General features: G+C 45.8%; 25 protein-coding genes. 13 read left to right on the top strand and 12 right to left on the bottom strand.

The window, feature by feature from the left end; translation table 11 throughout:
• The first annotated feature begins 32 nt into the window (after positions 1 to 32).
• A complete protein-coding gene (ppa, locus tag R2S67_RS12575; RefSeq protein WP_012841160.1) occupies positions 33 to 563 on the top strand; it encodes an inorganic diphosphatase in 531 nt (176 codons plus the stop codon).
• 77 nt (positions 564 to 640) lie between these two features.
• Here ppa and R2S67_RS12580 read toward each other — a convergent pair whose 3' ends face one another.
• Genes R2S67_RS12580 through R2S67_RS12595 form a run of 4 tightly spaced genes read right to left on the bottom strand, consistent with a single transcriptional unit; the run spans position 641 to position 6,919 of the window.
• Entirely contained in the window at positions 641 to 1,003 is a 363-nt protein-coding gene (locus tag R2S67_RS12580) for a DUF2799 domain-containing protein (protein ID WP_170902407.1), read from the bottom strand.
• Positions 1,004 to 1,052: 49 nt separating this feature from the next.
• On the bottom strand, positions 1,053 to 1,400 hold the full coding sequence (locus R2S67_RS12585; RefSeq protein ID WP_012841162.1) for a gamma-glutamylcyclotransferase: 348 nt from the start codon (positions 1,398 to 1,400) through the stop codon (positions 1,053 to 1,055).
• 45 nt (positions 1,401 to 1,445) lie between these two features.
• Positions 1,446 to 5,210 carry a translocation/assembly module TamB domain-containing protein gene (locus R2S67_RS12590; RefSeq protein WP_317344751.1) on the bottom strand — a complete coding sequence of 1,255 codons (3,765 nt, stop codon included), beginning with the start codon at positions 5,208 to 5,210 and terminating at the stop codon, positions 1,446 to 1,448.
• Positions 5,207 to 6,919 (bottom strand): autotransporter assembly complex family protein, encoded by a 1,713-nt coding sequence (locus R2S67_RS12595; protein WP_317344753.1) that lies wholly within the window; start codon positions 6,917 to 6,919, stop codon positions 5,207 to 5,209. Before R2S67_RS12595 ends, R2S67_RS12590 begins: the two co-directional genes overlap by 4 nt.
• A 167-nt stretch (positions 6,920 to 7,086) precedes the next feature.
• On the opposite strand from R2S67_RS12595, the gene msrA reads away from it, so the two are divergent.
• Entirely contained in the window at positions 7,087 to 7,725 is a 639-nt protein-coding gene (msrA, locus tag R2S67_RS12600) for a peptide-methionine (S)-S-oxide reductase MsrA (protein WP_005392333.1), read from the top strand.
• A gap of 86 nt (positions 7,726 to 7,811) precedes the next feature.
• Here the strand turns inward: msrA and R2S67_RS12605 are convergent, their stop codons facing one another.
• A complete protein-coding gene (locus tag R2S67_RS12605) occupies positions 7,812 to 8,012 on the bottom strand; it encodes a DUF1107 domain-containing protein (RefSeq protein ID WP_012841164.1) in 201 nt (66 codons plus the stop codon).
• Between the two features lie 214 nt (positions 8,013 to 8,226).
• On the opposite strand from R2S67_RS12605, the gene R2S67_RS12610 reads away from it, so the two are divergent.
• The 7 genes from R2S67_RS12610 to R2S67_RS12640 all read left to right on the top strand — a co-directional run bounded on the left by R2S67_RS12610 (position 8,227) and on the right by R2S67_RS12640 (position 13,908).
• A complete protein-coding gene (locus tag R2S67_RS12610; protein ID WP_005392336.1) occupies positions 8,227 to 8,778 on the top strand; it encodes a YtfJ family protein in 552 nt (183 codons plus the stop codon).
• A 236-nt stretch (positions 8,779 to 9,014) separates the two neighbouring features.
• Positions 9,015 to 9,314, top strand: a complete 300-nt coding sequence (locus tag R2S67_RS12615) for a DUF2607 family protein (RefSeq protein ID WP_005392338.1) — start codon at positions 9,015 to 9,017, stop codon at positions 9,312 to 9,314.
• A gap of 134 nt (positions 9,315 to 9,448) precedes the next feature.
• Positions 9,449 to 10,144 (top strand): zinc uptake protein ZrgA, encoded by a 696-nt coding sequence (gene zrgA, locus R2S67_RS12620; RefSeq protein WP_317344754.1) that lies wholly within the window; start codon positions 9,449 to 9,451, stop codon positions 10,142 to 10,144.
• A 52-nt stretch (positions 10,145 to 10,196) separates the two neighbouring features.
• On the top strand, positions 10,197 to 10,925 hold the full coding sequence (locus tag R2S67_RS12625; protein ID WP_225461741.1) for an ABC transporter ATP-binding protein: 729 nt from the start codon (positions 10,197 to 10,199) through the stop codon (positions 10,923 to 10,925).
• Positions 10,922 to 12,181 carry an ABC transporter permease gene (locus tag R2S67_RS12630; RefSeq protein ID WP_182033104.1) on the top strand — a complete coding sequence of 420 codons (1,260 nt, stop codon included), beginning with the start codon at positions 10,922 to 10,924 and terminating at the stop codon, positions 12,179 to 12,181. The genes R2S67_RS12625 and R2S67_RS12630 overlap by 4 nt, the downstream gene beginning before the upstream one ends.
• Before the next feature lie 4 nt (positions 12,182 to 12,185).
• Positions 12,186 to 12,680 (top strand): DUF3299 domain-containing protein, encoded by a 495-nt coding sequence (locus R2S67_RS12635; protein ID WP_047009028.1) that lies wholly within the window; start codon positions 12,186 to 12,188, stop codon positions 12,678 to 12,680.
• A gap of 322 nt (positions 12,681 to 13,002) precedes the next feature.
• On the top strand, positions 13,003 to 13,908 hold the full coding sequence (locus tag R2S67_RS12640) for a TIGR03899 family protein (protein WP_167426972.1): 906 nt from the start codon (positions 13,003 to 13,005) through the stop codon (positions 13,906 to 13,908).
• Positions 13,909 to 13,997: 89 nt separating this feature from the next.
• Here R2S67_RS12640 and cysC read toward each other — a convergent pair whose 3' ends face one another.
• The 5 genes from cysC to cobA form a co-directional block, all read right to left on the bottom strand.
• Positions 13,998 to 14,615 carry an adenylyl-sulfate kinase gene (gene cysC, locus R2S67_RS12645; protein WP_317344757.1) on the bottom strand — a complete coding sequence of 206 codons (618 nt, stop codon included), beginning with the start codon at positions 14,613 to 14,615 and terminating at the stop codon, positions 13,998 to 14,000.
• A 24-nt stretch (positions 14,616 to 14,639) separates the two neighbouring features.
• The gene (locus R2S67_RS12650; protein WP_005392351.1) at positions 14,640 to 16,364 is read right to left on the bottom strand and encodes an SLC13 family permease; all 1,725 of its coding nucleotides are present in this window, start codon (positions 16,362 to 16,364) and stop codon (positions 14,640 to 14,642) included.
• A 252-nt stretch (positions 16,365 to 16,616) separates the two neighbouring features.
• A complete protein-coding gene (cysN, locus tag R2S67_RS12655) occupies positions 16,617 to 18,047 on the bottom strand; it encodes a sulfate adenylyltransferase subunit CysN (protein ID WP_046874053.1) in 1,431 nt (476 codons plus the stop codon).
• An 18-nt stretch (positions 18,048 to 18,065) separates the two neighbouring features.
• Positions 18,066 to 18,974: a sulfate adenylyltransferase subunit CysD gene (gene cysD, locus R2S67_RS12660; RefSeq protein ID WP_005379592.1), complete on the bottom strand. Its 909-nt coding sequence runs from the start codon at positions 18,972 to 18,974 to the stop codon at positions 18,066 to 18,068.
• A 59-nt stretch (positions 18,975 to 19,033) separates the two neighbouring features.
• Positions 19,034 to 19,909, bottom strand: a complete 876-nt coding sequence (cobA, locus tag R2S67_RS12665; RefSeq protein ID WP_031780800.1) for a uroporphyrinogen-III C-methyltransferase — start codon at positions 19,907 to 19,909, stop codon at positions 19,034 to 19,036.
• A gap of 275 nt (positions 19,910 to 20,184) precedes the next feature.
• Between cobA and cpdB the strand changes: the two genes are divergently transcribed.
• Both cpdB and R2S67_RS12675 read left to right on the top strand, forming a co-directional pair.
• Positions 20,185 to 22,146 carry a 2',3'-cyclic-nucleotide 2'-phosphodiesterase gene (cpdB, locus tag R2S67_RS12670; protein WP_317344760.1) on the top strand — a complete coding sequence of 654 codons (1,962 nt, stop codon included), beginning with the start codon at positions 20,185 to 20,187 and terminating at the stop codon, positions 22,144 to 22,146.
• 97 nt (positions 22,147 to 22,243) lie between these two features.
• Positions 22,244 to 22,822, top strand: a complete 579-nt coding sequence (locus R2S67_RS12675) for a Crp/Fnr family transcriptional regulator (RefSeq protein ID WP_012841168.1) — start codon at positions 22,244 to 22,246, stop codon at positions 22,820 to 22,822.
• 43 nt (positions 22,823 to 22,865) lie between these two features.
• Here the strand turns inward: R2S67_RS12675 and dbpA are convergent, their stop codons facing one another.
• A complete protein-coding gene (gene dbpA / locus R2S67_RS12680) occupies positions 22,866 to 24,245 on the bottom strand; it encodes an ATP-dependent RNA helicase DbpA (RefSeq protein WP_047009023.1) in 1,380 nt (459 codons plus the stop codon).
• A 142-nt stretch (positions 24,246 to 24,387) separates the two neighbouring features.
• Between dbpA and R2S67_RS12685 the strand changes: the two genes are divergently transcribed.
• Positions 24,388 to 24,849 (top strand): GNAT family N-acetyltransferase, encoded by a 462-nt coding sequence (locus tag R2S67_RS12685; RefSeq protein ID WP_048626712.1) that lies wholly within the window; start codon positions 24,388 to 24,390, stop codon positions 24,847 to 24,849.
• 80 nt (positions 24,850 to 24,929) lie between these two features.
• On the opposite strand, the gene R2S67_RS12690 is transcribed toward R2S67_RS12685, so the two are convergent.
• Entirely contained in the window at positions 24,930 to 25,526 is a 597-nt protein-coding gene (locus tag R2S67_RS12690; RefSeq protein ID WP_046874056.1) for a LysM-like peptidoglycan-binding domain-containing protein, read from the bottom strand.
• 232 nt (positions 25,527 to 25,758) lie between these two features.
• On the opposite strand from R2S67_RS12690, the gene R2S67_RS12695 reads away from it, so the two are divergent.
• Positions 25,759 to 26,379, top strand: coding sequence for an FKBP-type peptidyl-prolyl cis-trans isomerase (locus R2S67_RS12695; RefSeq protein WP_005392370.1), 621 nt, complete (start codon positions 25,759 to 25,761; stop codon positions 26,377 to 26,379).
• Positions 26,380 to 26,404 lie beyond the last annotated feature (25 nt).

Here is a 26,404-nt window from a genome sequence, read left to right on the forward strand (position 1 = left end):
GTGACTCATCGTTAATGAAAAGGAATATTCTAATGAGCTTAAACCATGTGCCAGCAGGCAAGTCGCTGCCTGAAGATATCTATGTCGTGATCGAAATTCCTGCAAATGCAGATCCAATCAAGTACGAAGTAGATAAAGATTCTGGTGCGGTATTTGTCGACCGTTTCATGTCTGCACCAATGTTCTACCCATGTAACTATGGCTACGTGAACAATACGCTGTCTCTTGATGGCGACCCAGTTGACGTACTGGTACCAACACCATACCCACTTATGCCAGGTTCAGTGATTCGCTGCCGTCCTGTTGGCGTTTTGAAGATGACGGATGAGTCAGGTGAAGACGCAAAAGTGTTTGCGGTTCCACACACCAAAATCTCGAAAGAGTACGATCACATCCAAGATGTGGACGATATCCCAGAACTACTGAAAGCGCAGATCACGCAATTCTTTGAGCGTTACAAAGAGCTTGAAGCAGGTAAATGGGTGAAAGTGGATGGTTGGGCAGATGTTGCTGCCGCTAAAGCTGAAATCCTAGAATCTTACGAGCGCGCTCAGAAAAAATAAGCATCACTGCTGCTGATACAAAATTAAAAAGAGCAGCTTTAGGGCTGCTCTTTTGCTTTTCATCTTGTGTAAGTCAACTAGATAGGTGCGCCTGCAGATGACATTCGGCCAGCGTCATAGTCATGCTGAAAGAAAGGGTCTAGGTCATCACAAATACCAAAATACGGACGCCCGATAACACCAAGCATATACGCGCTTTGTTCACAATACTCTTGCTTCCCTTGCTGATAACCCGTTTGATAGGCAATGATCAGTTCAGGCGTAGCATGATTAGTACCATCCAGTGCAGCGATACGATCTTCAGATAAAACTCTTAATCCATCTAAGGCAGACTGCTTACCAAACGCTTGCCAGTCGGTAGCATTACTCGAGGTCGGCAGGGTTGTTTGCGCGCATGCGGCAAGAATCAACGCCATTGATCCAATTACGAATACCTTCATCATGACTCCTTAGTGACCAGCTCGTCGCTATTGATAATGTCAGTATAGCTCACACCTTTTGACACCAATCTCCGGAAGCGATTTCTTCGGTCAGTTGTTCAGTATCTTGATACAAGTAGATCCAAGCTTGGCCAAACGGCGTGACGATACTCTCTCGACGATACTCTACTGGCACATCTTCCAACTTATCTAGCTCGGATAAGGTTTCATCATCAATCAGATACACTTCACCTTGTATCGAGCGCTGCCCGACAGACAACGCGGGATAAGGACCTAAGTCATACAGTGCGAACTGAGCATCCGTTTCATGCTGACCAAGAAACTGGGCCGAGCTCAGAAAGTGATGATTACACTCTCCTTTACGTAAGGTCCCATATACAAAAACTAAATGCTGCATAACCACTCCTTAGTCATGAACTTTATGTACGCAGACGAACAAGCTCTAATCGAACTCAAATTGATAGAGTAGGTCAACCGCACTATCTACACCAGAAACCGCCTCTAAATACAGATCTTGCATCAATCGATAACGCACAGTGAACTCGCCTAGTGAGTTAAAGATGCCGACGCCGTATTTCACCTGTAATCCCGGCAGAATGTAACCACTGACGGTCACTTGAGAATCATCGCCCGACCCCGCCGTATCCAATTGTAAATCTTGAACCCCAAAGGCTTCACCGATTTCACCAACCACGCGTCCACTCTTTGCCAAACTTAGGCCAATCAACGTGGTCGTCATAGCATTGCCTCCCGCTTCGCCATCAATGTCTTGACCGCGAAGTAGGTAAGAGAGCGCATTCGCTTGAGGCATCGCTGGCTCAGAGAATATCTCCACATTTGGATCCGATGCTGGTCCTGTTACACGCACACCAGCAATCACGTCATCTTGGGTATTATCTGGGTTTCGAATCGCCTTAATAGAAACGTACGGCTGATCTGCCGGACCATTCATTAAGATCTTACCTTCTTCAATCACCAAATCCTGACCAAAAGAACGGTAAGAACCGTCGACGATATTAACCTCACCAACGATGAACGGACCTTTATCTTTCTGTGTCACATTGAGGTTACCTTTCAGACCACCTTTCAAGCCAAAGGCGGCCAGTTGGAAGTCATCACCGATCTTAATGTTGATATCCGTTTCAACATCAAATGGCATTGACTCGATATCACTCACAGGCTGTAAGTTCTGGTCCAAAATCACGGTGTCGCTTGAAACACCAACCGCACTTGGTGGCAGCTCTTCAACCACAACTCGTCCCCAAGGCAGATTAATATTACCTTCGACCTTAGCAAGCTGTGGTGTGACATCAATGGTCATGTCCGGCTCAACTTTGATTTTTACCATTGGTGGAAGATCCACCTGAAGCTCTTTCGCAAATACGCGCGCTTTGGTATGCCAATTTTGTAGATCCTGCCAATCGGCCTCACCGGTCACTTCCAACTCACCATCTGGCGTCATGATACCCGCATCAAGATCCGCTTGGTGACCTTTAAAGTTGATCGCGACCTGACCGGAGTTAATGTCTATCGGCGTGACTTCACCTTGTAGCTTCATTTGATCAATCAAGAACTGACCGTTGACTTTAGGGTGCATAACATCACCAGATATCGCCAAATCAGTATTCATGTTCGCTTTGAATAGGCTGTACTCACCTATCAACGGCGCTAAGAAATCCAGATGGAATGTCGATAGCGAGACCTTACCGTCAATCTCAGGCTGCTCAGACGTTACATCGACCAAAGAAACCTGACCTGATAAGTCACCATTGTCTCTCACATCAAATAACCACTCAGCATCTAACTTGTCTTTTGCCAGCGCCGCTTTAAAGCTAAAGCTTTCCCAACCAAGAGTTATCGGCTGCTCTAGTGCTTGCTCTACTTGACCTTTAGGCATATCAACGTTCACCGTGACTTCCGGCTTCATCTCTGGTGCCCATTTTGCTGTCGCTTGCGCGTTGACCGACCCTTGTAATTTCGTCTCTGGCGGCAGGAACTGCTTGATTTGTTCAAAGTCAAAGTCGTTCACAGCTAACTTGGCTTCGCCACTTTGACCAACACTAATATCTTCGGTCAAACAAACACTCGAATTGGCTTGCAGCCAACAATGTGCTTGAACATCAGCGATTTGTTTATCAATGTTGACTTTAACCGCCGTCGATTTCTGCAACGCCCAAGGTCCCTGCGGCGTGCTCAAAGTAAGACGACGCAATGCACCATCCCAGATCATTTGCGGCTTCTGTATGAATGAGCCTTCAATTTCTAAGCTGGTTGATACAATGTCAGACACCACATCTAGCGTCAGTTGGTGCATTTTTTCATCCCCAGAGACTTCAAGGTCTGCACTATCAACTTTAATGTCGTCGTAGGTAATGTTGTTCGCAATGAGGCTTAAGTTCGCTTTCGGTGCTGGCAGAGGCGTCACATCCCCCTTCAAGGTTATGTTTTCAACGTTCGCTTGCTGCTGCCAGTTCACTTGATTTAGCGCTAGGTCTAATTTGATGTCAGGCTCTTTCAAGCTACCACGCAGCGCCACGTTGCCTTGCATCTTACCCGCTAGATCCGGAACACTTTTCGCAAAATCGGGGAAGTTAACCTCAACATCCATTAATATCTGCTTATCAATCTTACCTTTGGCACTCAATTGGTTAGGGCCATGAGAAAGCGCTAAACCTTGCGTAGTAAGCTGAATGTCTTCACCTTTGCCATTCTTATCAGACGCTTCCAGTTGGCCTTCCACATTCAGCGGATAACCGCGTAAGATGCCATCGATATCTAACTTAGGTAAACTGACTTGCCAACCGCCTTGCTCTGTTAAAGAACCTGAAGTCGAGAGGCTACCACTGATATCGCCTTCCGCTTCTTCCCATTGAAGCCCTGGTTGAATATGTTGCAAATTAAGGTCAGCTTGCCAGTTGATTGGCGCAGCCCAATTCGCCATCACCTGACCGGATAGCTCACCGCCCAATGTTTTTACTACCAGGCTTTCAAGATCGATTTGCTCTAATGTGCCATTGCCGTTTAGTGCAACATCTACAGCAGGAATATCTTTACCCGAAGCTTGTGTTTCTAGTGCCACAGTGTATCCGTCCAGGGAACCTTTTGCAGATAAACTTGGTACCGATACTTGATAATCACTTTGACCGATTAACGGCCATTGCGCTTGCACATTTTTGATTGCAACATCAAAGGGTAACTGCGCTTTCAGGGGCTGAAGTTCACCTTTGATCTCCGCTTCGACTAGTTCAGATAAGGTCGCAGTGAGAGAAAGGTCTCCCACAGTGCCAGCAGCTGACAGCGACAGCTTTTGCCCTTTCGCATCCGCTTGCTTCACCAGCACATCGAGCTGAGCTTTGAGAGGATAGTCAGCGGAAAGCGTTACTTGCGTGCTTAACTTACCTTCCACTTCAGGCATATCGAGCTCTAATGTTTTCACATCAACACGGTCGCCCCCCGCTTTCGCTACAACACCAAGGTGGTGAACGATCACCGTCTTCTCACCTGCAAGCTTGAAGTTATGAATATCGAGGCGTCTTGCTTCCACAGTGAGTGGAATCCACACCTCGGGTAACATAATATCTTGCGGCGGAGCGTCAGCGTCTTTCGGCTCGTCTGTGGTCGCTTCAGGTTCAACTTCACTTGGAGCCAGTGCAACATTGATGTCTTTTAATGCCGTCGGCGCAATCACTAAACGGTCGCCTTGCATAGAAAGCCCGGTAGAGAAATCTTGCCAGTCAATTTGGTTGCCTAAAATGTTTAAGTTAATGTCATCAAAACTGACCTTATTAACAAAAATAGGGACTGGTGTACTGACTGTACGTAATGGCGGTGTCTCCTCTGACTCTTCGCCTGCCGGAGGGAGCTCTGGCATCTGAAAGTTAACACCTTGCAGGGTTAGCTCATCGACACAGACTTTAGGATCAAAGAAACAACGGAAGTTAACCGCTAACGCTAAACGATCGACTTTTGCGTCGATGTTCAAAGATTCGTCGACAAAACTGACGTTCTGTAGCTCAAAACGAGGAAATAATGAGCCCTGAACTTTCTCTATTTGTAATTGCGGTAAAGCCTTTTCTGCTCCCCACAACGCGAGCTTAAGACCAGGGTGAGTAAATAGCACTGTCGCAACAAAAATGATGAGCAACAGCAATAGACCAATCAAACTTAACGACAGCCATTTGGTCCACTTAAACATCATTTTGATCATAACTCAGGCCCCAATGAGAAGTGGATGCGGAACTCTTTTTCTGGTTTTTCATCCAGTCCCCACGCAAAATCAAAGCTAACCGGTCCAACCGGAGACGCCCAACGGATACCCACACCAGCACCCGATTTCCATTCAGGTGTTTCGTTAAATGCATCACCAATATCGTAGAAGGTGGCTGCCCACCAGTTTCCATACACGCGATATTGATATTCTAATGTGCTGCTAACGATGTATTTACCACCCGTCAAGGCGCCACTTTCATCCACAGGTGAAATAGACTCATATCCATAACCACGAATGTTGTTATCACCACCAGCGAAGAAACGCAGAGAAGGCGAAAGCTTTTCAAATTCGTCAGTGATGTTCGCACCACCTTCTAAACGGAACAAACCACGATGATTATCACCGATCCCGCGGATCCAAGATGATCGCCCTAATAGGCGCAATACTCGCGTTTCTGACAGCAAAGCAGGATCACCATATTCGATCGTTACACTTTGCTTATCCCCCCACATTGGCATGTTGCCACCACGGACACGAGTTCGTGAAAAAGTAGCTCCGGGTAAAACAAATTGCACCCCATCATCTTGCAGACCTTGAGAGAAGTTTTCGTACAAGTGACGAACATAAATGGTTTTATGCCAGCCGCCATCAGTTAGCCAATGTCGCTCAACTGCCAGGTTGGATTCCAAACTCTCCGTATCTCGGTTATCAAGGTGCTTTAAACCAAATTGCAATTGGTAGTATTCACGCAATACATCATCAAGCGGGATTTTGTAGCCTGCCGTGATCGTCTGTTCAGGCTTTGATAGTGATAACGCCGTATTAAAGCTGTGGCCACGTGAACTAACCCATGGTTTTTTCCATTTTAACGTGCCACGCACACCAGTATCGGTCGAGTAACCAAGACCGGTTTCTATTTGGTTTTTTGACGCTGGCGCGAGCGAGACCTTAATTGGCAATTCGCGTCCCTCATCCAATTTACTTAAATCAGGCTCCACAAAAACCGATGAAAACCAATCGGTATTAGACAGGTTTTGGTTGTACTCCCCCACTTGCGAAACCAAGTAAGGTTCACCAATTTCAAAAGGTCGCATTGATTCAACACGGTTTTCCCAAATCTGACTGCCAGTAATGTTAATCGGACCAAAGTGATAACGAATACCACTGTCATAATGCAAACGCACATTCGCTTCATTGAAGTCAGGAATCACTTCAAGTTTGCTGAGCTTGTAATCACCATTGAAATAACCACGCTGCAACGCCAAGTTACGAATACCCGATTTCAGGCTATCGTATTCACCTTGATTCAATACTTTGCCGACTTTAAGCGGTGAACGTTCAATAAGTTTGGCGAACTCTTCATCGTCTTTTGCTTCACCTGTGATCACTACATCCATGACTTTCACTTTCACAGGTAAACCCGGCTTGATGCTGACGATCAACTCATCATTCCCTTCCGGAATAGAGTATGAAATTTTTGCATGATAATACCCAAGCGCATTGAGAGCTTCAGTGATACTTTGATCTAATCTCGCTTGAAAGCGCAGAGAAGTGGAGTAGTCCTTCGCTGGAATGGACGACAGGTACGCACTGACATTCTCTTCTAAAGCGCCATCGATGCCTTTTAAAGTCAAAGAAACATCGGCATAGGCACCATGAGAAAAGGCAAACAGGCCAACAATGGTGAGGAGAGCTTTTTTTATCATGCTTTTTTGGCTGAATGAGGTTAAGTAAACGTAAATAATGATAACGCCAATTAAAGTCTAAGTCTGTAATATTAATAGGTTTAACGCGGTCTATGTCATCACAGCATCAGATACAGACGAAATGAAAAAGTTCGCAAATTTAAGACACGTATTGAAGGACAAATACCATGCTCAACAAACAAACATTGATCAGTATAGAAGATGCCTTGCCAGGTAGAGATCAACCGATGCAGGTTGAAGATCATCATTTTGTAAACAAATCTAACTTAAAGGCACCATTGGAGCCGCATCAACAACAAATTCTGCTGGGAATGGGCTGCTTTTGGGGTGCTGAGCGCGTATTTTGGCAACTGGATGGGGTTATCTCCACTTCGGTTGGCTACGCCGGTGGATATACACCCAATCCTACTTATGAAGAGGTGTGTACGGGTAAAACAGGCCATACAGAGGTAGTACGAGTCGTCTTCGATGAACGCGTGATTTCCTTAGAAAAACTACTGGCCGTTTTTTGGGAGAAACATGACCCAACCCAGGGGATGCGTCAAGGTAACGATTTGGGCACACAATACCGTTCGGCTATTTACACTTATTCCGCGAAGCAGCAAGAGAGCGCAGAAAAATCGAAGCTCTTGTATCAACAAGCACTGCAAGAGGAACTACGCGCAAATATCACCACTGAGATACAGCCAGCGGGCCCGTATTATTTTGCCGAAACTTACCACCAGCAATACCTGGCTAAAAACCCTGACGGTTACTGCGGTATCGGTGGCACAGGTGTTTGCTTTCCACCCAGCTTACAAAGTTAGTTCCTACGACTAACTGAAACCAAAAAGAGCGACCGAATAGGTCGCTCTTTTTTGAAATCGAAAACTAAATTCAAGCCAACGGGCTCTTAAACAGACAGCGAAGCAATCACTTGGTTGACTTCTTTAAAGATGGTGAGTCTTTTCTGATCGTTGACGTCAGGGAGCAAAACTTTGCCATTGTCGAACTGAAAACATCCAACCCCAGCAATAAAGAATTGACCTTTGAACAACGTTTTAACGAAACGTGCCACTTGTAATGGTCGGTATACAGCAAACTCACGTAGCATAACTCACCTCAATTCCTTTGAGAAAACACGGATTGCTTATTTATCCTCTGCAATCTTGATGCGCAATCTGCGACGAGGTTCATTTTAGCAAATTCTAAATATAACGCAATATTACACCACCCCATACGTTAAATAAATGTTATCAACAGTTCTACAAATTTCCTAGATCTGGATATATACTGGAAAACTTCCAACTCGTACGGAATATAACAATATGAAAACTAAGACTCTCCTACCTCTACTATTGGCTATAACGCCAAGCTTTGCGTTTGCACACAACCTATCTGTCGGTGAGACCGTTCCTTCTGCCAAGGTCGCGGCTTATGGCGAGATTGTTTTGCAGGGTGAGGGCGTGGCATACCAACCATGGGCAACCCAGCATATGCAGGGTAAGGTTCGTGTTATTCAAGCAATCGCAGGTCGTAGCAGTTCAAAAGAAATGAACGCCCCTTTGATGTCAGCAATAACCGCCGCGCAATTCCCGCAAGAAAGCTACCAAACAACTACGATCATTAACCAAGATGATGCGATCTGGGGGACAGGTTCGTTCGTGAAATCTTCAGCCCAAGACAGCAAAAAAGAGTTTCCTTGGTCATCTATGGTTCTGGATGAAAATGGCGTAGTCGCCAACACTTGGGATCTTAAAGAAGAAAGCTCTGCCATTATTGTTCAAGACAAAACAGGCAAAGTGCTGTTTGTAAAAGAAGGCGCACTTGAGCAAGATGAAATTGCAAAGGTGATCGAGCTAATTAAACAGAACATCTAGTCTCGTTGCTTGGCTCCTTAATATCCGTAGTACGCAGTATAAGGAGCCATGCGACCAAACTTAAAGCTTGAGATTTCTGTTGCCCCTAGTTTAACGCTCAGTGATTCCACCAAGGAGACTGTCTCAGATTCGGCGACATCGCATGTGTTGACGTAAATTTTCCCACTAGCCAACAAAAGAGTGAACTTTTACTCATTATGGGTGTTATATTATAACAGTCGGTAAGAGGAGCTCAGATGTACCATCACCAGCAAAAGATACGGAAGCATTGGCATCGCACTGTTTTATTTTTCAGTGTCGCGTTGCTGATCGCTTGGAACTTTGCGGTAATCCTTCATCAAGTTGATCTGACTCCCGAACACCACACACACCATCATTGCCAGCTATTTTCTGGGGTTCAGCACGGCATAGCCAAAGCTCAACCGACCCTATCGACGCCAACATTTACGCGCATCCAATACCATGATGTCTTTCAGCGCCTTGTTAATAGTGAAGACATTCGTGGTGCAGCTCGTGCCCCGCCTTATTTTGCTTAATTTCCAAACTATTCCACACTCAACATAATTTGTGCGTATTCCTGCACCTAACGTGTCAGCGAATCGCACCTTAGTAAATACAAATCTGATCCGGTATTGCTCGGGTTAGTGCCAGCAAAATTAGGAAACACAAAATGTCATCGAAACATGTTTTAGCGCTTGTCATTGGTCTCTCTTTATCGACAGCAGCAAATGCGGACGAATACCGCCAGCACGGTGCTCATGTGCATGGTCACGTCGAATTTAATATCGCCCAAGATGGAAAGGATCTGTTAGTGGAGATTACTGCTCCCGGTGCCGATGTGGTCGGTTTCGAGCATGCTCCAGAAAATGAACAACAAGAGCAAGCACTTAAACAAGCCATTGCCACCCTAGAAGACAGCAACACACTGTTTGCTATTAACGCGCAAGCCAATTGTGATATTGAAGAAGCTTACGTAAACCATAACCTCAGCAACCCTCATGAAGACCATGATCATAGCGAGCACGACCATGATGACCATGCAAATCACGATCATGAAGGGCACGAACACCATGATCACCACAATGAACATCATGATGAACATGAGCACCACAATGAACATCATGATGAACATGAGCACCATGACGGTCACGATGCTCACCATGAGGAGCATGAAAATGGCGGACATGGTGAGTTTTCGGTGCAATATCGATTCAGCTGTGACCAAGTTAACCAACTCAGTCACATTCAAACCGACTGGTTTAATCAATTTCCAACGACTGAGTCAATCAACGTCAATATATTCACTGACACCATGCAATCAGCCATCAAACTGAGCAAAGATAACTCCCAAATCGTAATCAAATAACACGAGTGGCGTGTAAGTACACACTTACACGCCAATGCTTTGGTGATTTAGTATGACTGAAATCATGTCAAATGTTGTTGAGCTAAATAATGCCCAGTTTGTCTGGCCCGGTTCAACACACGCAACCATTCATATTCCACAGTTACATATTGCCCAAGGTGAGCACGTATTTATCAAAGGTCCCAGTGGCTGCGGTAAATCTACGCTGCTTGCCCTACTAACTGGCATCAACACGTTAACATCAGGCTCTCTATCCGTACTGAATACTGACCTTGTTAGTTTAAGTGCAAGTCAAAGAGACAAATTTCGCGCCGATCACATTGGCTATATCTTTCAGCAGTTCAATTTATTGCCTTATTTAAACGTGCTTGAAAACGTACTACTGCCTTGCCAATTCAGTCAAATACGACGTGGCCGCGCTCATTCAAGAGCGCCATCTCAAACGTTAGAAGAGCAAGCTCAAGCTCTGCTTGAAAGACTCCACCTACCCAGCGAGCTTCATGCGCGTCCGGTATCGGAACTGAGCATTGGCCAACAACAACGTGTTGCGGCTGCACGAGCACTCATTGGGTATCCGGGGTTAGTGATTGCTGACGAGCCAACCTCCGCTTTAGACCATGATAACCGTAAAGCGTTTATTGAACTCCTGATGGAGCAAACGAATCAAGCCAACGCTACGCTGATCTTCGTCAGTCACGATCCAACGCTTGAGCCCTTATTTGACCGCACACTTAACCTGCCAGATATTAACCAAGCATCTAACCTAGGAGCCGCATCATGAGCGCTGTTGCAAAGCTCGCGTGGAAGAGCTTAATCAATCGTAAGGCGACGGCAATATTAACCATCATGACAGTCGCGATTTCTGTCGTACTCCTTTTAGGAGTAGAACGCATTCGTACTCAGGCAAAAGATAGCTTCGCCAATACAATTTCAGGCACCGACCTCATCATTGGTGGCCGTTCTGGACAAGTGAACTTGCTGCTCTACTCTGTATTTCGCATTGGCAATGCCACCAACAACATTGACTGGAAGAGCTACCAAGAGTTTGCCAATCATCGAGCAGTAGATTGGGCGATTCCAATCTCACTTGGCGACTCGCACAAAGGGTTCCGAGTCATGGGAACCAACCACAGCTATTTTGAACACTATAAATTCGGAAGTAAGCAATCACTAACCTATTCAGAAGGCCGAGAATTCAATGGCTTATTTGAAACAGTGCTCGGTTCTGATGTCGCAAAACAGCTGGGGTATCACGTCGGTAGTGAAATCATCATTGCCCACGGCATTAGTGATGTAGGCTTTAGCCGACATGACAACCTGCCATTCAAAGTTGTCGGGATTCTTGCGCCCACAGGCACGCCAGTCGACAAAACCGTTCATGTCTCGCTAGAAGCTATCGAAGCGATTCACGTCGGATGGGAAAGCGGTGCACGTTTAGGCCCAACACCCAAAGCACAAGATCTCAAAAACAGAGACTTTCAGCCCAAGCAAATTACCGCGATGCTGGTCGGTTTGAAATCTCGGATTCAGACTTTCACCCTACAAAGGCAAATCAACACTTATCCCAAAGAACCGCTTAGCGCGATTATGCCCGGGGTTGCGTTGCATGAACTGTGGGGAATGATGTCTGTTGCCGAGCAAGCCTTAATGGCAGTGTCTGGCTTTGTGGTGATTGCAGGATTACTCGGCATGCTAAGCAGCTTATTAACTAGCTTACAGGAGCGCCGCCGTGAAATGGCGATTTTGCGCGCTATGGGAGCAAGACCTCGTCATGTTTTCTCATTGTTGATCAGCGAAGCCAGTCTACTTACTGCTGCCGGAATTGTGACCGGAGTGGCAGGGCTGTATGCCATTCTCGCCATCGTGCAACCCATCATTCAACAGCATTATGGAATACATCTGACTTTAAGCCTCTTATCGCCCTATGAATGGATGCTATTAGGTTTCGTACAATGCGCTGGAATTGTAATTGGTTTCATCCCGGCTTTTCGCGCCTACCGACAGTCACTAAGTGACGGAATGACAATAAGGATTTAATAAAATGTGGAGAAAAATACTCGCAAGTTGCTTGCTGATCGTCTCATTTATAGCACCAGTACTCGCAAGCGAGGAGCCATTAACGCTCGACTGGATTGATCTAGTACCTGAGAAAGAACGCAAACTGTTCGACAGTATGGGCATGCCAGCTTCTGATCACAGTGGCGGCGCAGCGCAACAGTCTAAAATTGGTAACGTTCGACCAGAGCTAAATGGAAGCCAAGTTAAAATCCCAGGCTTTGTCATCCCGCTTGAAGGTGACGCGAATACCGTCACCGAGTTTTTGTTGGTGCCATACTTTGGAGCTTGTATCCACGTACCACCACCGCCACCAAACCAAATCATTTACGTGAAGTTTCCCAAAGGCGCACCCGTTCAAGAACTGTGGGATGTCATATATGTGGTTGGGGAGTTGAAAACCGAAACGATAAGCCACGAGCTGGCTGAAACGGCTTACGTTATTGAGGGATCGAAAATAGAAGCCTACGACGATATGTAGTTTAAGTCGTTGACATGCATCGGTACACCTAAGGCGTCACATCGGCGCCTTTTTTAGTTCTGTGTTACACGATATAACGAGACAAATACGCTAATACGCCAACATAAATAACCAAAAGAAACGCTATCGACAGGTGCTTTTTTAATTTACCTGCTTCTGAGAACTTCATTGTCCCTCCAAAATAACGATAACAATTTTAACAACTCATTATCATTTTGGATAGCCCTATTCGTTCAAAAACTGAGAACTCCTATCTGGTCGCCTGGTTAGATAAGGTGTAAATTTAAACAAGCGAACAGCGCAGTTCTTGGTAGGAAAATTAATGGCAGAACCGACAAAGCAACCTGTTGTCATCGAACATCAGTCAAACGCACAAAAAAATACGCAACAAGAAAAGAAGCAGGGCTACATCAAAGACAGTGCCAGCAAGGTAAAAACCATTGCCCAAATACACGGTCTTGATGCCTTACTGCAAACCGATCCACCAGCCAAATCCGCGCTTGAAAGAGCCCAACTGCGTGAACAGAGACGCCAAGAACAGCGACAAAAAAATCTAGAGCAGATTTTAAAGCTAGCACACAGTTCATGCCGAGATGAAACTGCCGGAGAGCCCGACCAAGACTGGTTGTATCGTTTTTTTGAAATGGCTCAAGACATCCATAACAGCGCGATGCAAAAGTTATGGGCTCAAGTGATGAAGCGTGAAGTGACAAACCCAGGCTCGACGTCTATGAAAGCGCTAAAAGTCCTCAAAGATATGTCACCAAAAGAAGCACAAACTCTGCAAAGAGCCGCCTCTCTGGCGTGCAGTTTTGGAGGGGATCACAGTCGCAAGCTGTTAATTGGTTATAAAGCGCAAGGAGGAATATTTAGCTTCGGTAAACGAGACATCGCCAACAGCTTAAACATGGGAAGTTTTCAGCTGCCCTATTCAAGTTTGTTGCTGTTGATTGAACTAGGGTTACTGCATAGTACCGAGCTTGAATCTGGCGAAATTGGTATCGAGACGCAATTGATCCTCACCTACCAAGGTAAAAACTTGTCGCTGAACGTGAACAGCAAAGGCGTCCGCCTTTTATATTACCGCTTCACGCCAACAGGCAATGAGCTCTGTACCTTGCTCGGTAACAAACCACATGCCGACTACTACGACCAAATGCTTGCGCTTTTAAATCATAGATTTAGTGTCCATAGTGACGCTAAAAGTACGGTTCATCATACCGTGTAGGCAGTTCGAGAAGCATTTGACCATCCATGATCTAAATGCTTCTTAAGCCGCTCAAAGAGCTTGAGGTCACCAATGATCCAAATGCTTATTTATCGGATCACTGCACGCGACTTAAGCGCTTCCAAGCACAAGTCCACCAGGTCATCGACGCTTTTTTCGCCCGCTGGTAAATCGACTTCCGGATTCTTCGGTGCTTGATATTCAGAATCAATACCAGTGAAGTTAGGAATTTCTCCCGCACGTGCTTTGCGGTACAAACCTTTAGGATCGCGACCTTCGCAGACTTCTAGAGATGCATTGACGAACACTTCGATAAACTCACCTTCTGGCAATAAGTCGCGCACTAGCTGTCGCTCTGCACGATGCGGTGAAATGAACGCCGACAACACAATTAAGCCTGCATCCGCCATCAGTTTAGCCAGTTCACCAATACGACGAATGTTCTCGCGACGATCCTGTTCAGAAAAGCCCAAATCGCTACACAGGCCATGTCGCACATTGTCACCATCCAATAAATAGGTGTGGTAACCCAATGTTGCAAGGCGATTTTCCAACGCCCCTGCTATGGTTGATTTACCCGCTCCAGATAAACCAGTGAACCACAATACGGCAGGTTTTTGCTTCTTTAATTCAGCACGAAGCTGTTTATCAACCGAATGCTGGTGCCAAACAATGTTTTCATCTTTTACCGTCGTTTCGGCAGTCATAACGTATCCTTGTAAATATCGGAATTAAAACGGGAAGAAGACCGGAATCAAAGTAAGTACTAATACAGAGTACACAATCGAAATCGGCACACCAATTCTCACATAGTCGGTCAATTTATAATTTCCTACGCTGTACACCAGCAAGTTGGTTTGATAACCGTAGGGAGAAATAAAGCTCGCACTGGCGCCAAACAAGACCGCCATAATGAATGGCATCGGATCAACGCCATAACCGACCGCCATGCTATAGCCAATAGGAAAAGAAAGCGCAGCCGCGGCATTATTCGTCACCAGTTCAGTAAGAACTAATGTCATGATGTAAGTTGCGACCAAGGCTCCAAACACGCCCCAGCCATTGAACGCTTCAATAAACATCGCTCCCATTCTCTCTGACAAGCCGGAAGAGATCATCAATTGAGCGATGGACAAAGCAGAGCCGACAATCACAACGATATCAATTGGGAAACGGCGGCGCAGTTCTGATATCTGTACAATACCAAACGCGATAAGTGCAATAAGATACGCGGCAAGGCCTTTAATAATCGGTACTAGTTCTAATAGCGCACACCCAATTACGGCAGCAAAACCCAGTAGCACGATGGAGGATTTATTTGTATCAAGCCGAGCGCTAGAGTCCAAATCATGCACTAAAACAAACTCTTTACGATGAGCTCGGCGCTCCGATTCAAAACGCTTCCCCGGAACCAGAACTAACGTGTCACCTGGCGCTAAGGTAATGCTACCCAAACCGCCCTCTAGGCGCTCATGGCCACGACGAATAGCGACAACAACGGCATCAAAGCGGTCACGGAATCGGCTCTCTTTAAGTGTTTTATAGCAAAACGTCGCGGATGAGCTCACCACAACTTCAATAAAATTTTGCCCATTCAAGTGCTGCTGACCAAAAAGCTTGAGACCCGGAATTTCTTGCAGGGTCGCGACGCTCTCAACATCACCACAAAACAACAATCGGTCTTTCGCATTGAGTACGAAATCCGGTCCTACAGAGGAAACCGTCACGCCATCTCGTACAACCTCCGCAAGAAACAGTTTGCGCAGCGCACGTAAATTATTCTCGCTGACCGTGCGCCCAACTAACGGTGAACCAGGCTCTACGCGAGACTCAAGAAAGTACGGTAAATCTTCTTGGCTTTGATCATCGTAGTTCGGCAGTAAGTAACTGAGCGGGATAAGAATTAGCATTCCTCCCACCAACACCGCCAAGCCAATCATCGTGGGTGTAAAAAAGCTCAGGCTCGGCAAACCGGCATCTTCAACAAAGCTGTTGATGATTAAGTTAGTCGACGTACCTATCAAAGTTAATGTGCCACCAAAAATGGCCGCGTAAGACAGCGGGATGAGTAATTTCGAAGGCGCATGCTGCTGATTACGCTTAATCGCCCCAATCAATGAGACAACCACGGCGGTATTATTCGTGAATGAAGAGAGCAAGGCCGTTGATACACCGAGCTTAGCGATCACACTACCTAACTGGCCTTCAGAAATACTACGGCTCACCCAACTGATTAGTAACGTTTTTTCTAAAGCACACGATGCAAGAATCAACAGAACCAGAGTCAATAACGAAGAGTTGGTAAAGTTGGAAGCGATCGTGGCTGAATCCATCATTCCCGCCATAAATGCAATAAAAGCGGCACCCGCAAAGACATAACTAGGCTTAATTTTTGTGACAAGCAAACAAGTGATAATGCCAAGCAAAATCGCTAATACAAACCCTTGTTCCCACATAGCCTTTCCTTACCAAATCGCCCAAAGGGCACAACAACGGCTCATTTATCCGTGAGACACCAGACAAACGAGTAAACAGACCAAAATCAGCGCAAGCGAAAAGAACATCAGAATGCTCGGTTTTCTTGGGCTTTACCGAAGCATTCTGGTACTAGGAGAATAACCTAACTGCATTTCGCAACTCAGTTAGGCAGCGACGCCCCAAGCACAACAACAGATAGAATCAGAGCTTATCGTGCTCGGGCGCGCCAATTACTTTTTCAGCAATTGGCTGACGTCTTTTGCTTCCCAGTGTGGGAAGTGTTTACGCACAAGTGCATTCAGCTCAACTTCAAACGCAGAGATGTCCGTCAAATCGCGCTCAACCACCGCGAGGCTTTCTTTGACCATGCCTGCACCGACCGTCACGTTCGTCAGACGATCGATAATGATGAAGCCGCCGGTATCAGCACAATCTTGGTAATTGTCCAGCGCAACTGACTCATTGAGAGACCATTCACACAAGCCAATACCATTCAATGGCAGCTCTGCCGCACTATGAGTTGATAGGTTGTTGATATCATATTGGTGACGAATCGCTTCAACATGACCTACGGTTTTCTTACCTGCGATTTTGATGTCATAGTCACGACCCGGTTGCAGAGGTTGCTCTGTCATCCACACCACATCGGCAAGCAAATGGTTTGTGGTTTCCACTTGAGCATTATCTAGAACAATCAAATCGCCACGGCTAATATCGATCTCATCGCTTAGCGTCAGAGTGACCGCCAACCCAGCACGAGCTTCCTCAATATCACCATCAAACGTAACAATGCGTGCCACGGTTGACGTTTTCCCCGATGGCAATGCTTTGATGGCATCACCGACTTTGATCGAACCTGAAGAAATCGTCCCCGCAAAACCACGGAAATCGAGGTTAGGACGGTTAACGTATTGCACAGGGAAGCGGAACTCACCCGCACCTTTTTCTTGATCCACATCGACCGTTTCAAGAAGTTCAAGCAATGACGGGCCTTTAAACCAGCTTAGGTTTTGCCCTTTATCCACCACATTGTCACCTTCAAGCGCCGAAATCGGGATGATTTGAATATCAATATCCCCGGTTAGGTTCTCAGAAAACTTAAGATACTCATCGCGGATTTCTTCAAAGCGCTCTTGCGAGTAATCCACTAAATCCATCTTGTTGATCGCCACAACAAAGTGTTTCAAACCCAGTAGGTTGGAAATAAAAGAGTGACGACGAGTTTGATCAAGAATGCCTTTACGTGCATCAACTAAGATCACCGCTAAGTCACACGTCGATGCGCCTGTCGCCATATTACGCGTGTACTGCTCGTGCCCAGGAGTATCGGCGATGATGAACTTACGTTTCTGCGTCGAGAAATAGCGGTAAGCCACATCAATCGTGATCCCCTGCTCGCGCTCAGCTTGTAAGCCATCGACCAACAACGCAAGGTCAGGCTTTTCACCCGTGGTGCCCACACGTTGGCTGTCTGAGTGTACTGCCGCTAGCTGATCTTCATAAATTTGTTTTGAGTCATGGAGTAAGCGACCGATTAGTGTACTTTTACCGTCATCTACCGAGCCACAAGTCAAGAATCTAAGTAACGACTTGTACTGGTGTTGTGTTAAATAGCCTTCGATACCAAGCTCGGCTAATTGAGCTTCAACTGCACTGTTCATTATCTTTCCTTAGATCCTTTAGAAGTAACCTTGACGTTTCTTAAGCTCCATCGATCCTGACTGATCGTGGTCGATCGCTCGACCTTGGCGCTCACTCGACGTTGCCACCAGCATCTCTTCGATAATGCCGGTCAAAGTGTTCGCTTCAGACTCGATAGCCCCAGTTAATGGATAACAACCAAGAGTACGGAAACGCACACTCTTCTCTTCGATCACTTCACCCGGTTGAAGCTCCATACGATCATCATCAACCATGATTAGCATGCCGTCGCGTTCAACAACTGGACGTTTGTCAGCGAGATAAAGCGGTACGATCTCGATGTTTTCTAAATAGATGTATTGCCAGATATCAAGCTCCGTCCAGTTCGAAAGTGGGAATACACGAATGCTTTCCCCTTTATTGACCTGACCGTTGTACGTCTTCCACAACTCTGGACGTTGATTTTTAGGGTCCCAGGTATGGTTCTTGTCACGGAACGAATACACTCGTTCTTTTGCGCGTGATTTTTCTTCATCACGACGAGCACCACCAAAAGCAGCATCGAAGCCATATTTGTTTAGCGCCTGCTTAAGACCTTGCGTTTTCATGATGTCCGTATGCTTTGACGAGCCATGAACAAACGGACTGCAGCCCATTGCTAGACCTTCTGGGTTCTTATGTACCAAAAGCTCAAAGCCGTATTTGGCAGCGGTGCGATCGCGAAACTCAATCATCTCGCGGAATTTCCAGTCGGTATCGACATGCAAAAGTGGAAATGGAATTTTGCCCGGGTAAAACGCTTTACGCGCTAGATGCAGCATCACTGATGAGTCTTTACCAATCGAATACATCATGACTGGGTTATCAAACTCAGCCGCAACTTCGCGGATAATATGGATACTCTCCGCTTCGAGTTGTTTAAGGTGAGTTAAACGTTGTTGGTCCATGTTTTGTATTTCCTTTTTAAGCTTGAAGGCGCATTACGTCTCTAATCTTTGGTCTGAAATTATATGGAGTTGGCAATAGCACTTTTGTTGAATTCAGTACTAGACAAAAACCAGTCTAACTTTTGAGACAGTCGCACTACCTCTCCGACAACAATCAAAGATGGCGATTGTGCTTCCTTCGATAAATCAGAGAGTTGGGAGAGCTCTCCCGTAAATACTTTTTGTTGAATCTGCGTACCACGCTCAATAATGGCAATCGGAGTCGACGCTGAACGACCATGCTTAATGAGTTGATTCTGAATATAGTGTGATTTCATCAGCCCCATGTAGATCACTAAAGTCTGATTCCCACGAGCCAACGTTGACCAATCCATCTCATCGCTTTCTTCTTTCAAGTGGCCGGTCACAAAGATGGCCGATTGCGCGTAATCGCGATGAGTCAGTGGAATCCCAGCATAGGCCGTTGCGCCAGCTGCCGCGGTAATGCCAGGGACGACCTGAAAACGGACGCCTGCATCAGCAAGCACTTCCAGCTCTTCACCGCCACGACCGAATACAAATGGATCACCACCTTTAATGCGCACTACTTTGTAGCCCTGTTTGGCAAAATCCACCAAAAGCTGATTCGTCTTCTCCTGCGGCACACTGTGATGCCCAGCTCGCTTCCCAACGCACACTAAAATCGTATCGCTAGGGATCAAGGCCATGATTTCTTCAGACACCAAGTAGTCGTACAAAACCACATCGGCTTGCTGCAAACAGTTCAGTGCTTTCACTGTCAAAAGTTCAGGATCACCCGGCCCCGCTCCCACTAAGGCGACTTCACCAGGCTGTAGCGATTGCTTTGCAAAACGAGTAACACCAGCTACTGGGTTGTCAGAAACTAACCGGGGCTTTGGTTTAGGAAAAGAAGTGACTGAATCGTTCGTTGCCATGTGCTTGCTCATCGTCCATTGATATCGTTATGCAAGCATTATGGCGGGGCGTTTATATTACCTGAAATTCTAAAATTTCATTTTTTATTCAAAAATCTGCTAAGAAGTTTTTGTTTGGTCTCATTCAAAAGCGTGAAAAAGTCGGCGGTTAATATGAATAAGGTTCAGTAAACTGATTTTTTTTCACAGTTTTCTGTATCTTTATCATTAAGTTGCACCAGCGTTTGATACATTACGCGGTACGATTCCCCCTTCCCATTGAATTGGAGCACCAAATGAAAGTGGCAGTTCACCCTATTTCCCTCGCAGTGTTAAGTGGCATGCTAACGCTTGCGGGCCCTGCGATGGCCGATACCATCAAGCTTCGTATCATCGAAACCACCGACATTCACACCAACGTGATGGATTACGATTACTACAAAGACCAACCATCACAGCAAATCGGTCTTAGTCGCGCCGCGACCATAGTGAAGCAGGCTAAGTCCGAGGCAGAAAACACGGTATTAGTAGATAACGGCGATTTAATTCAGGGCAGCCCAATGGGTGATTACATGGCTGCGAAAGGGATTAACGCTGGCGATGTGCACCCAGTCTACAAGGCGATGAACCAACTAGACTACGATGTGGGCAACATTGGCAATCATGAGTTCAACTATGGCCTAGACTTTCTACAAAAGACGTTGGCGGGCGCTAACTTCCCTTACATCAACGCAAACGTATTTGATAAAAAAACCGGTAAGCATTACTTCAAGCCTTACCTGATCAAAACTCACACCTTTAAAGACACAAACGGCGAAGCGCATCAAATAAAAGTGGGTTATATCGGCTTTGTACCACCACAAATTATGGTGTGGGACAAGAAGAACTTAGAAGGCAAAGTCTTTGCTAAAGACATTAAGGAAACAGCAGAGAAACTGATTCCTCAAATGAAGAAAGAAGGCGCAGACGTGATTGTGGCGATTCCACACTCGGGCATTTCTACTGACCCATATAAGCTAGGCGCTGAAAACTCAGTTTACTACCTCACAGAAGTTGAAGGTATTGATGCGATTGCTTTTGGCCACTCTCACGCAGTCTTCCCAGGGAAAGACTTCGCAAACCTACCTGATGTTGATACCGAGAAAGGGACCATCAATGGTGTAACGTCCGTGATGCCGGGCCGCTGGGGAAGTCATGTAGGTGTGATGGATTTGATGCTGAAAGAGAAAGACGGCAGATGGCAAGTCGTCGAAGGCCAAGCCGAAGCACGCCCTATCTTCGATAAAGTAAATAAGAAGTCATTAGCTAAAGCCGATGAAGATATTGTGAAAGCGTTAGAAGAAGATCACAAAGGCACTCGTGAATTTGTAAACCAACCAATCGGCAAAGCAAATGATGTCATGTACAGCTTCTTGGCATTAGTGCAGGACGACCCAACCATTCAGATCGTTAACCTTGCTCAGAAAGATTACGTGGAACGCTTTATTCAAGGCGACCCAGATCTCGCTGACATTCCAGTATTGAGTGCCGCAGCACCATTTAAAGTCGGGGGGCGTAAGAACGATCCGAATAACTTTACAGAAGTCGAATCCGGTCAGCTCACCTTCCGTAATGCTGCCGATCTTTATTTATATCCCAACACCTTGGTCGCGATGAAAGTGAAAGGTAAAGAGGTTCGCGAATGGCTAGAGTGCAGCGCGGGTCAATTCAACCACATCGACATCAACAATCCTGAACCGCAATCTTTGATTGATTGGGATAATTTCCGTACGTACAACTTCGATGTCATTGATGGGGTGAACTACCAGATCGATATCACCCAACCGCCCAAATACGATGCGAGTTGCAAAGTGATTAATCCAGATTCTCAGCGTATTGTGAATCTGACATTCAATGGTAAGCCTGTTGATTCGAAGCAGGACTTCATCATCGCAACCAATAACTACCGTGCTTATAGCAATACCTTCCCTGGTACGGGCCCAGACTTTATTGCGTTTGACGCACCAGATGAAAACCGCTCTGTCGTCGCCGCTTATATTTCTCGCGTGAGTGAAGAAAAAGGTGAAGTGACACCAAGCGCTGACAACAACTGGTCTTTCGCACCGATTAAATCCGATAAAAAGCTAGATATTCGCTTCGAGACATCTCCTAGCGATAAAGCGGCGCAATTCATTAAAGATAAAGGTCAATACCCAATGAAACGTGTCGCGACTGACGACATTGGTTTCGCGATTTACCAAATCGATCTGAATAAGTAAGGCTGATTTGACAACAACGCTAAGCGGCTCTCATGAGCCGCTTTTTTGTTATCAATAAAACCCGTTAGAATAAAGAAAACCGTTTCTGAGTTATCACATGCACAGCGATCTTTTTTCAGACTTAGTCAATCATGGCTTCTTAGACACAGAAGCAAACCAACTTATCGAAAATGGTGAGTTACTCGAACTGCCTACGCGCCACATTCTTAACCACCAAGGAGAGTTTAGCTCGCACCTTTACTTCATTATTGAAGGGTTATGCCATGCAAGCTATCTCACTGAGCAGGGCAAAGAGTTCAGTAAAGAGTTTTATTGGGAGAAAGACTGGGTTATCGGCTTTGAGAGCATAATTAAGAACCAACCTTCGCCTTACTTATTGGAAACGCTGAGCGCTTGTCAGCTATTTTGCTTACCAATTGAAACGCTGCATCAATGGCGAGCAGAAAAACACGCCATTTACTTAAAGCTACTCGAAAACCAACTGGTTAATAAAGAGAACAAAGAACGCTTTATGCTGCTCTACTCCCCAGAGGAACGATATCAACTATTTTGCGCCCATTACCCAGACTTAAAGCTACGTATTACCGATAGCCAAATAGCTGCTTATCTTGGGATCACGCCTATCAGTTTGAGCCGAATTAAAGCTCGCTTAACTAAAGATCACACATCCAAATAAACTCGAAAAAGAAAAGGCTCTTCAAACGAAGAGCCTTTCTATGCTATTTAAGAAGCCGCGCCCGGAACTGACGCCCTTTCATCTTGCCATTACTAATGGTTTGTAGGGCCTTTTTGGCAGCTGACTTCTCGACCGCAACGTAGGCGCGCATCGGGAACAGGTGAATCTTGCCAACTTGAGAGCCTGGGATACCATTTTTCCCCGTCAGACACCCTAAGATATCACCCGGTCGTACTTTCTGTTTCTTACCGCCATCAATGTTAATCGTCACCATCTTCGCTTGGTATGGCTGCTGATTTGATTTGGCAGGCAATGTTGCTGGTACCACGTCCATATCCAGGTATTCTTCAATACGAGCTACACGCAAACCGTCTTTCTCTCCAAAGAAGCTGAACGCCAAACCTTTACTACCCGCACGGCCTGTACGACCGATACGGTGTACATGAACCTCAGGATCGCGCGATAGCTCAAAGTTAAAGACTGCATCAAGGTTATCTACGTCCAAACCACGCGCCGCGACGTCTGTTGCGACAAGGATAGAAACACTCTTGTTAGCAAACTGCACCAATGCTTGATCGCGTTCACGCTGTTCTAAATCCCCATGGATATCGATAACGCTGAACCCTTTGCGATGCAACTCATCTGCGACACTTTGCACTTCTTTTTTGGTATTGCAAAAAACCACAGCGGACTCTGGTTGGTGAGTCAGTAGCAAGTTCGCCAACGCTTCATCACGCGCTTCCGAGCCTTCAACTTTATAGAAATGCTGAGCAATGCTTGAGGTATCGTGCGTCGATTCCACCTTAATCACTTCAGGCGTCTGCATGATACGCTGCGCAATTTGCTCAATTTTCTCTGGGAAAGTAGCACTGAAAAGTAGAGTTTGACGCTGCTTTGGCGCTGCATCAATAATCGCATCTAATGCGTCTTGGAAACCCATGTCCAACATGCGATCAGCTTCATCCAGCACCAAAGTATTCAGCTCGCTAAGGTTAATTCGGCCTTTCTCAAGGTGATCCAAAATACGGCCAGGTGTGCCGACTAGGATATGCGCACCATGCTCCAGAGAACCAATTTGTGGCCCCATTGGCATCCCACCGCAGAGAGTAAGCACTTTAATATTATGAATGCCACGACCTAAAGTACGAATTTCCTTCGCGACTTGATCCGCAAGCTCACGAGTTGGACACAATACTAATGACTGGACACGAAAACGTTTGACGTTAAGGTTCGATAAAACACCCAAACCAAATGCAGCGGTTTTACCTGAGCCCGTTTTACCCTGCCCGATGACATCACGATGTTTTAGGATTGCAGGCAAACTCAAAGCTTGAATTGGCGTCATGTGGGTGTAGTTCAGGGAATCAAGTGTGGCGAGTAACGCTGGGTTTAGCCCGACTTGATCAAAAGTTTGTTTGCTCACGGGAATATCCTCAGGTGAGATGAAAAGAGGGCACATTATCACCAGATTTGGTGGGAAAACCAGTGCTAATTAACCTTTGTTAATGAGTATGAGTACAAAACAAAGTAAAGTCAGTCACTCTACTCTCATGACGGATGACAACATGCTAACTTGGATTACTTTGCCCTTTGCTCAACTGACAACCACACAATTGTATACAATGATGAAATTACGTGTGGATGTATTCGTCGTTGAACAAACCTGCCCTTATCCTGAACTGGATGGCAAAGACACACTGGAAGGTGTTTATCATCTAATAGGTTACCACGGTGATGAACTTGTTGCTTGCGCACGATTGCTACCCGCTGGCACGACGTATGACAATGTGAGCATTGGTCGAGTCGTCACCAAACAAACTGCGCGTGGTGATGGTCTGGGACATAAGTTGCTGGAAGAGGCATTAACACAGTGTGAAATATTGTGGCCAGGACAGACGATTGATATAGGAGCTCAAGAGCATCTCATCCAGTTTTATGCGAGTCATGGATTCAAAGTTATTTCTGATAGCTACCTAGAGGATGGTATTCCTCATGTGGATATGCGAAAAGAAGCCGTAGCGATATAACGCGTTCATTGCTAGGTTACTAATTTGTAGATAAACTAAAAAGACGCGATACCTTCGCGTCTTTAGTTCATTTGAAGCATCTACTTGTTGCGCCCAAAGGTCCCATCCGATAAGCGGAAAAACATGACGGACCGCCCGCTTTTTTCTAGTTGCAGCATATCCAACTCGCCTTCATCGCTAAGCTTAAAGCGAATCAATTGTCCTTGTTTAATTTGGCTCAGCGGCTTATCACTGCCTTCGATTTTTACTAGAGCGCTAAGATCCGCCATCGAGAGCTGATTACTTCTGAAAACCTGCGCTAACGTGTCGCCATTTTTAACCGTGTACTCTTTCCAGTCTTCGGATTTCGGCCCAGAATTCTGAGAGGTTCTTTGCTGGCTTAAACTCTGTGCGTTCAGCTGAATCGCTACGCGCTGATGATCGACCTCAGCTTGCTCAACTGATTGTTCTGTTTTATTTGGCAAAGGAATAACAAGGAGTACCAGAATCAATGGTACTAAAACCATCAAAGCTCGTTGATGGAATTTCGGTAGGCGCAGCCAAAACTGCTTAACAGGCTGTATACGCTCCAACCACTGCTCTTTGTTGAACGGCTGCTTCCAGTCGATAGCAGCGAATTTTTGTTTAACCAATTCGACATAGTCGACTTGCTGCTTTTTCTTTCTGCGACGATTCATTTTAATGAGTCCCTTAATACTTCTACTGCCAGTATAAAAATACCGACGCGGAGAGTATATGTTTTTCACTAAACTAAAATGGAATTTGGATTAAATTAGCAGAAATTTCACTTGGAGTAAGAGATAAGTCACACCCTGGCCGCCTCAATTAAGCATTCAGTCGCAATCATTTAAACCTAAGCTCGAAACTGATATCCTGTTGCCTTTATCACTCCTAACAAGAGCGACATTCATGTCTGAAATTAAATTTGAAACTGCAGAACAAAAAGCAAGCTACGGCATTGGTCTGCAAATGGGTCAGCAACTTGCAGGTTCTGGTCTTGAAGGTCTTAGCGTTGATGCTATCGCAGCGGGTATTGCAACAGCACTAACTGGTGACATGCCATCAATCGAAATTGATGAAATCAACAAAGCACTACAAGAACTTCACACTCGTGCAGAAACCGCTCGCCAAGAAGCAGCGAAAATTGCAGCAGCAGAAGGCGAAGCGTTCCTAAAAGACAACGCACTACGCCCTGAAGTTAACGTTCTAGACTCTGGCCTTCAGTACGAAATCATTTCTGAAGGTACTGGTGCAGTTCCAACAGCAGAAAGCTCAGTTCGCGTTCACTACCACGGTGAGCTAACTGACGGTACTGTATTCGATAGCTCTGTATCTCGCGGTCAACCAGCTGAGTTCCCTGTTACAGGCGTAATCAAAGGCTGGGTAGAAGCACTACAACTAATGCCTGTTGGTTCTAAGTGGAAACTATACGTACCACAAGACCTTGCGTACGGTGAGCGTGGCGCTGGTGCAGCTATCCCTCCATTCGCAGCACTAGTTTTCGAAGTAGAACTACTAGATATTCTTTAATTGAAACCATTTTCAATTATGATTT

Source organism: Vibrio sp. T13N (assembly GCF_032970445.1).
GTDB lineage: Bacteria > Pseudomonadota > Gammaproteobacteria > Enterobacterales > Vibrionaceae > Vibrio > Vibrio diabolicus.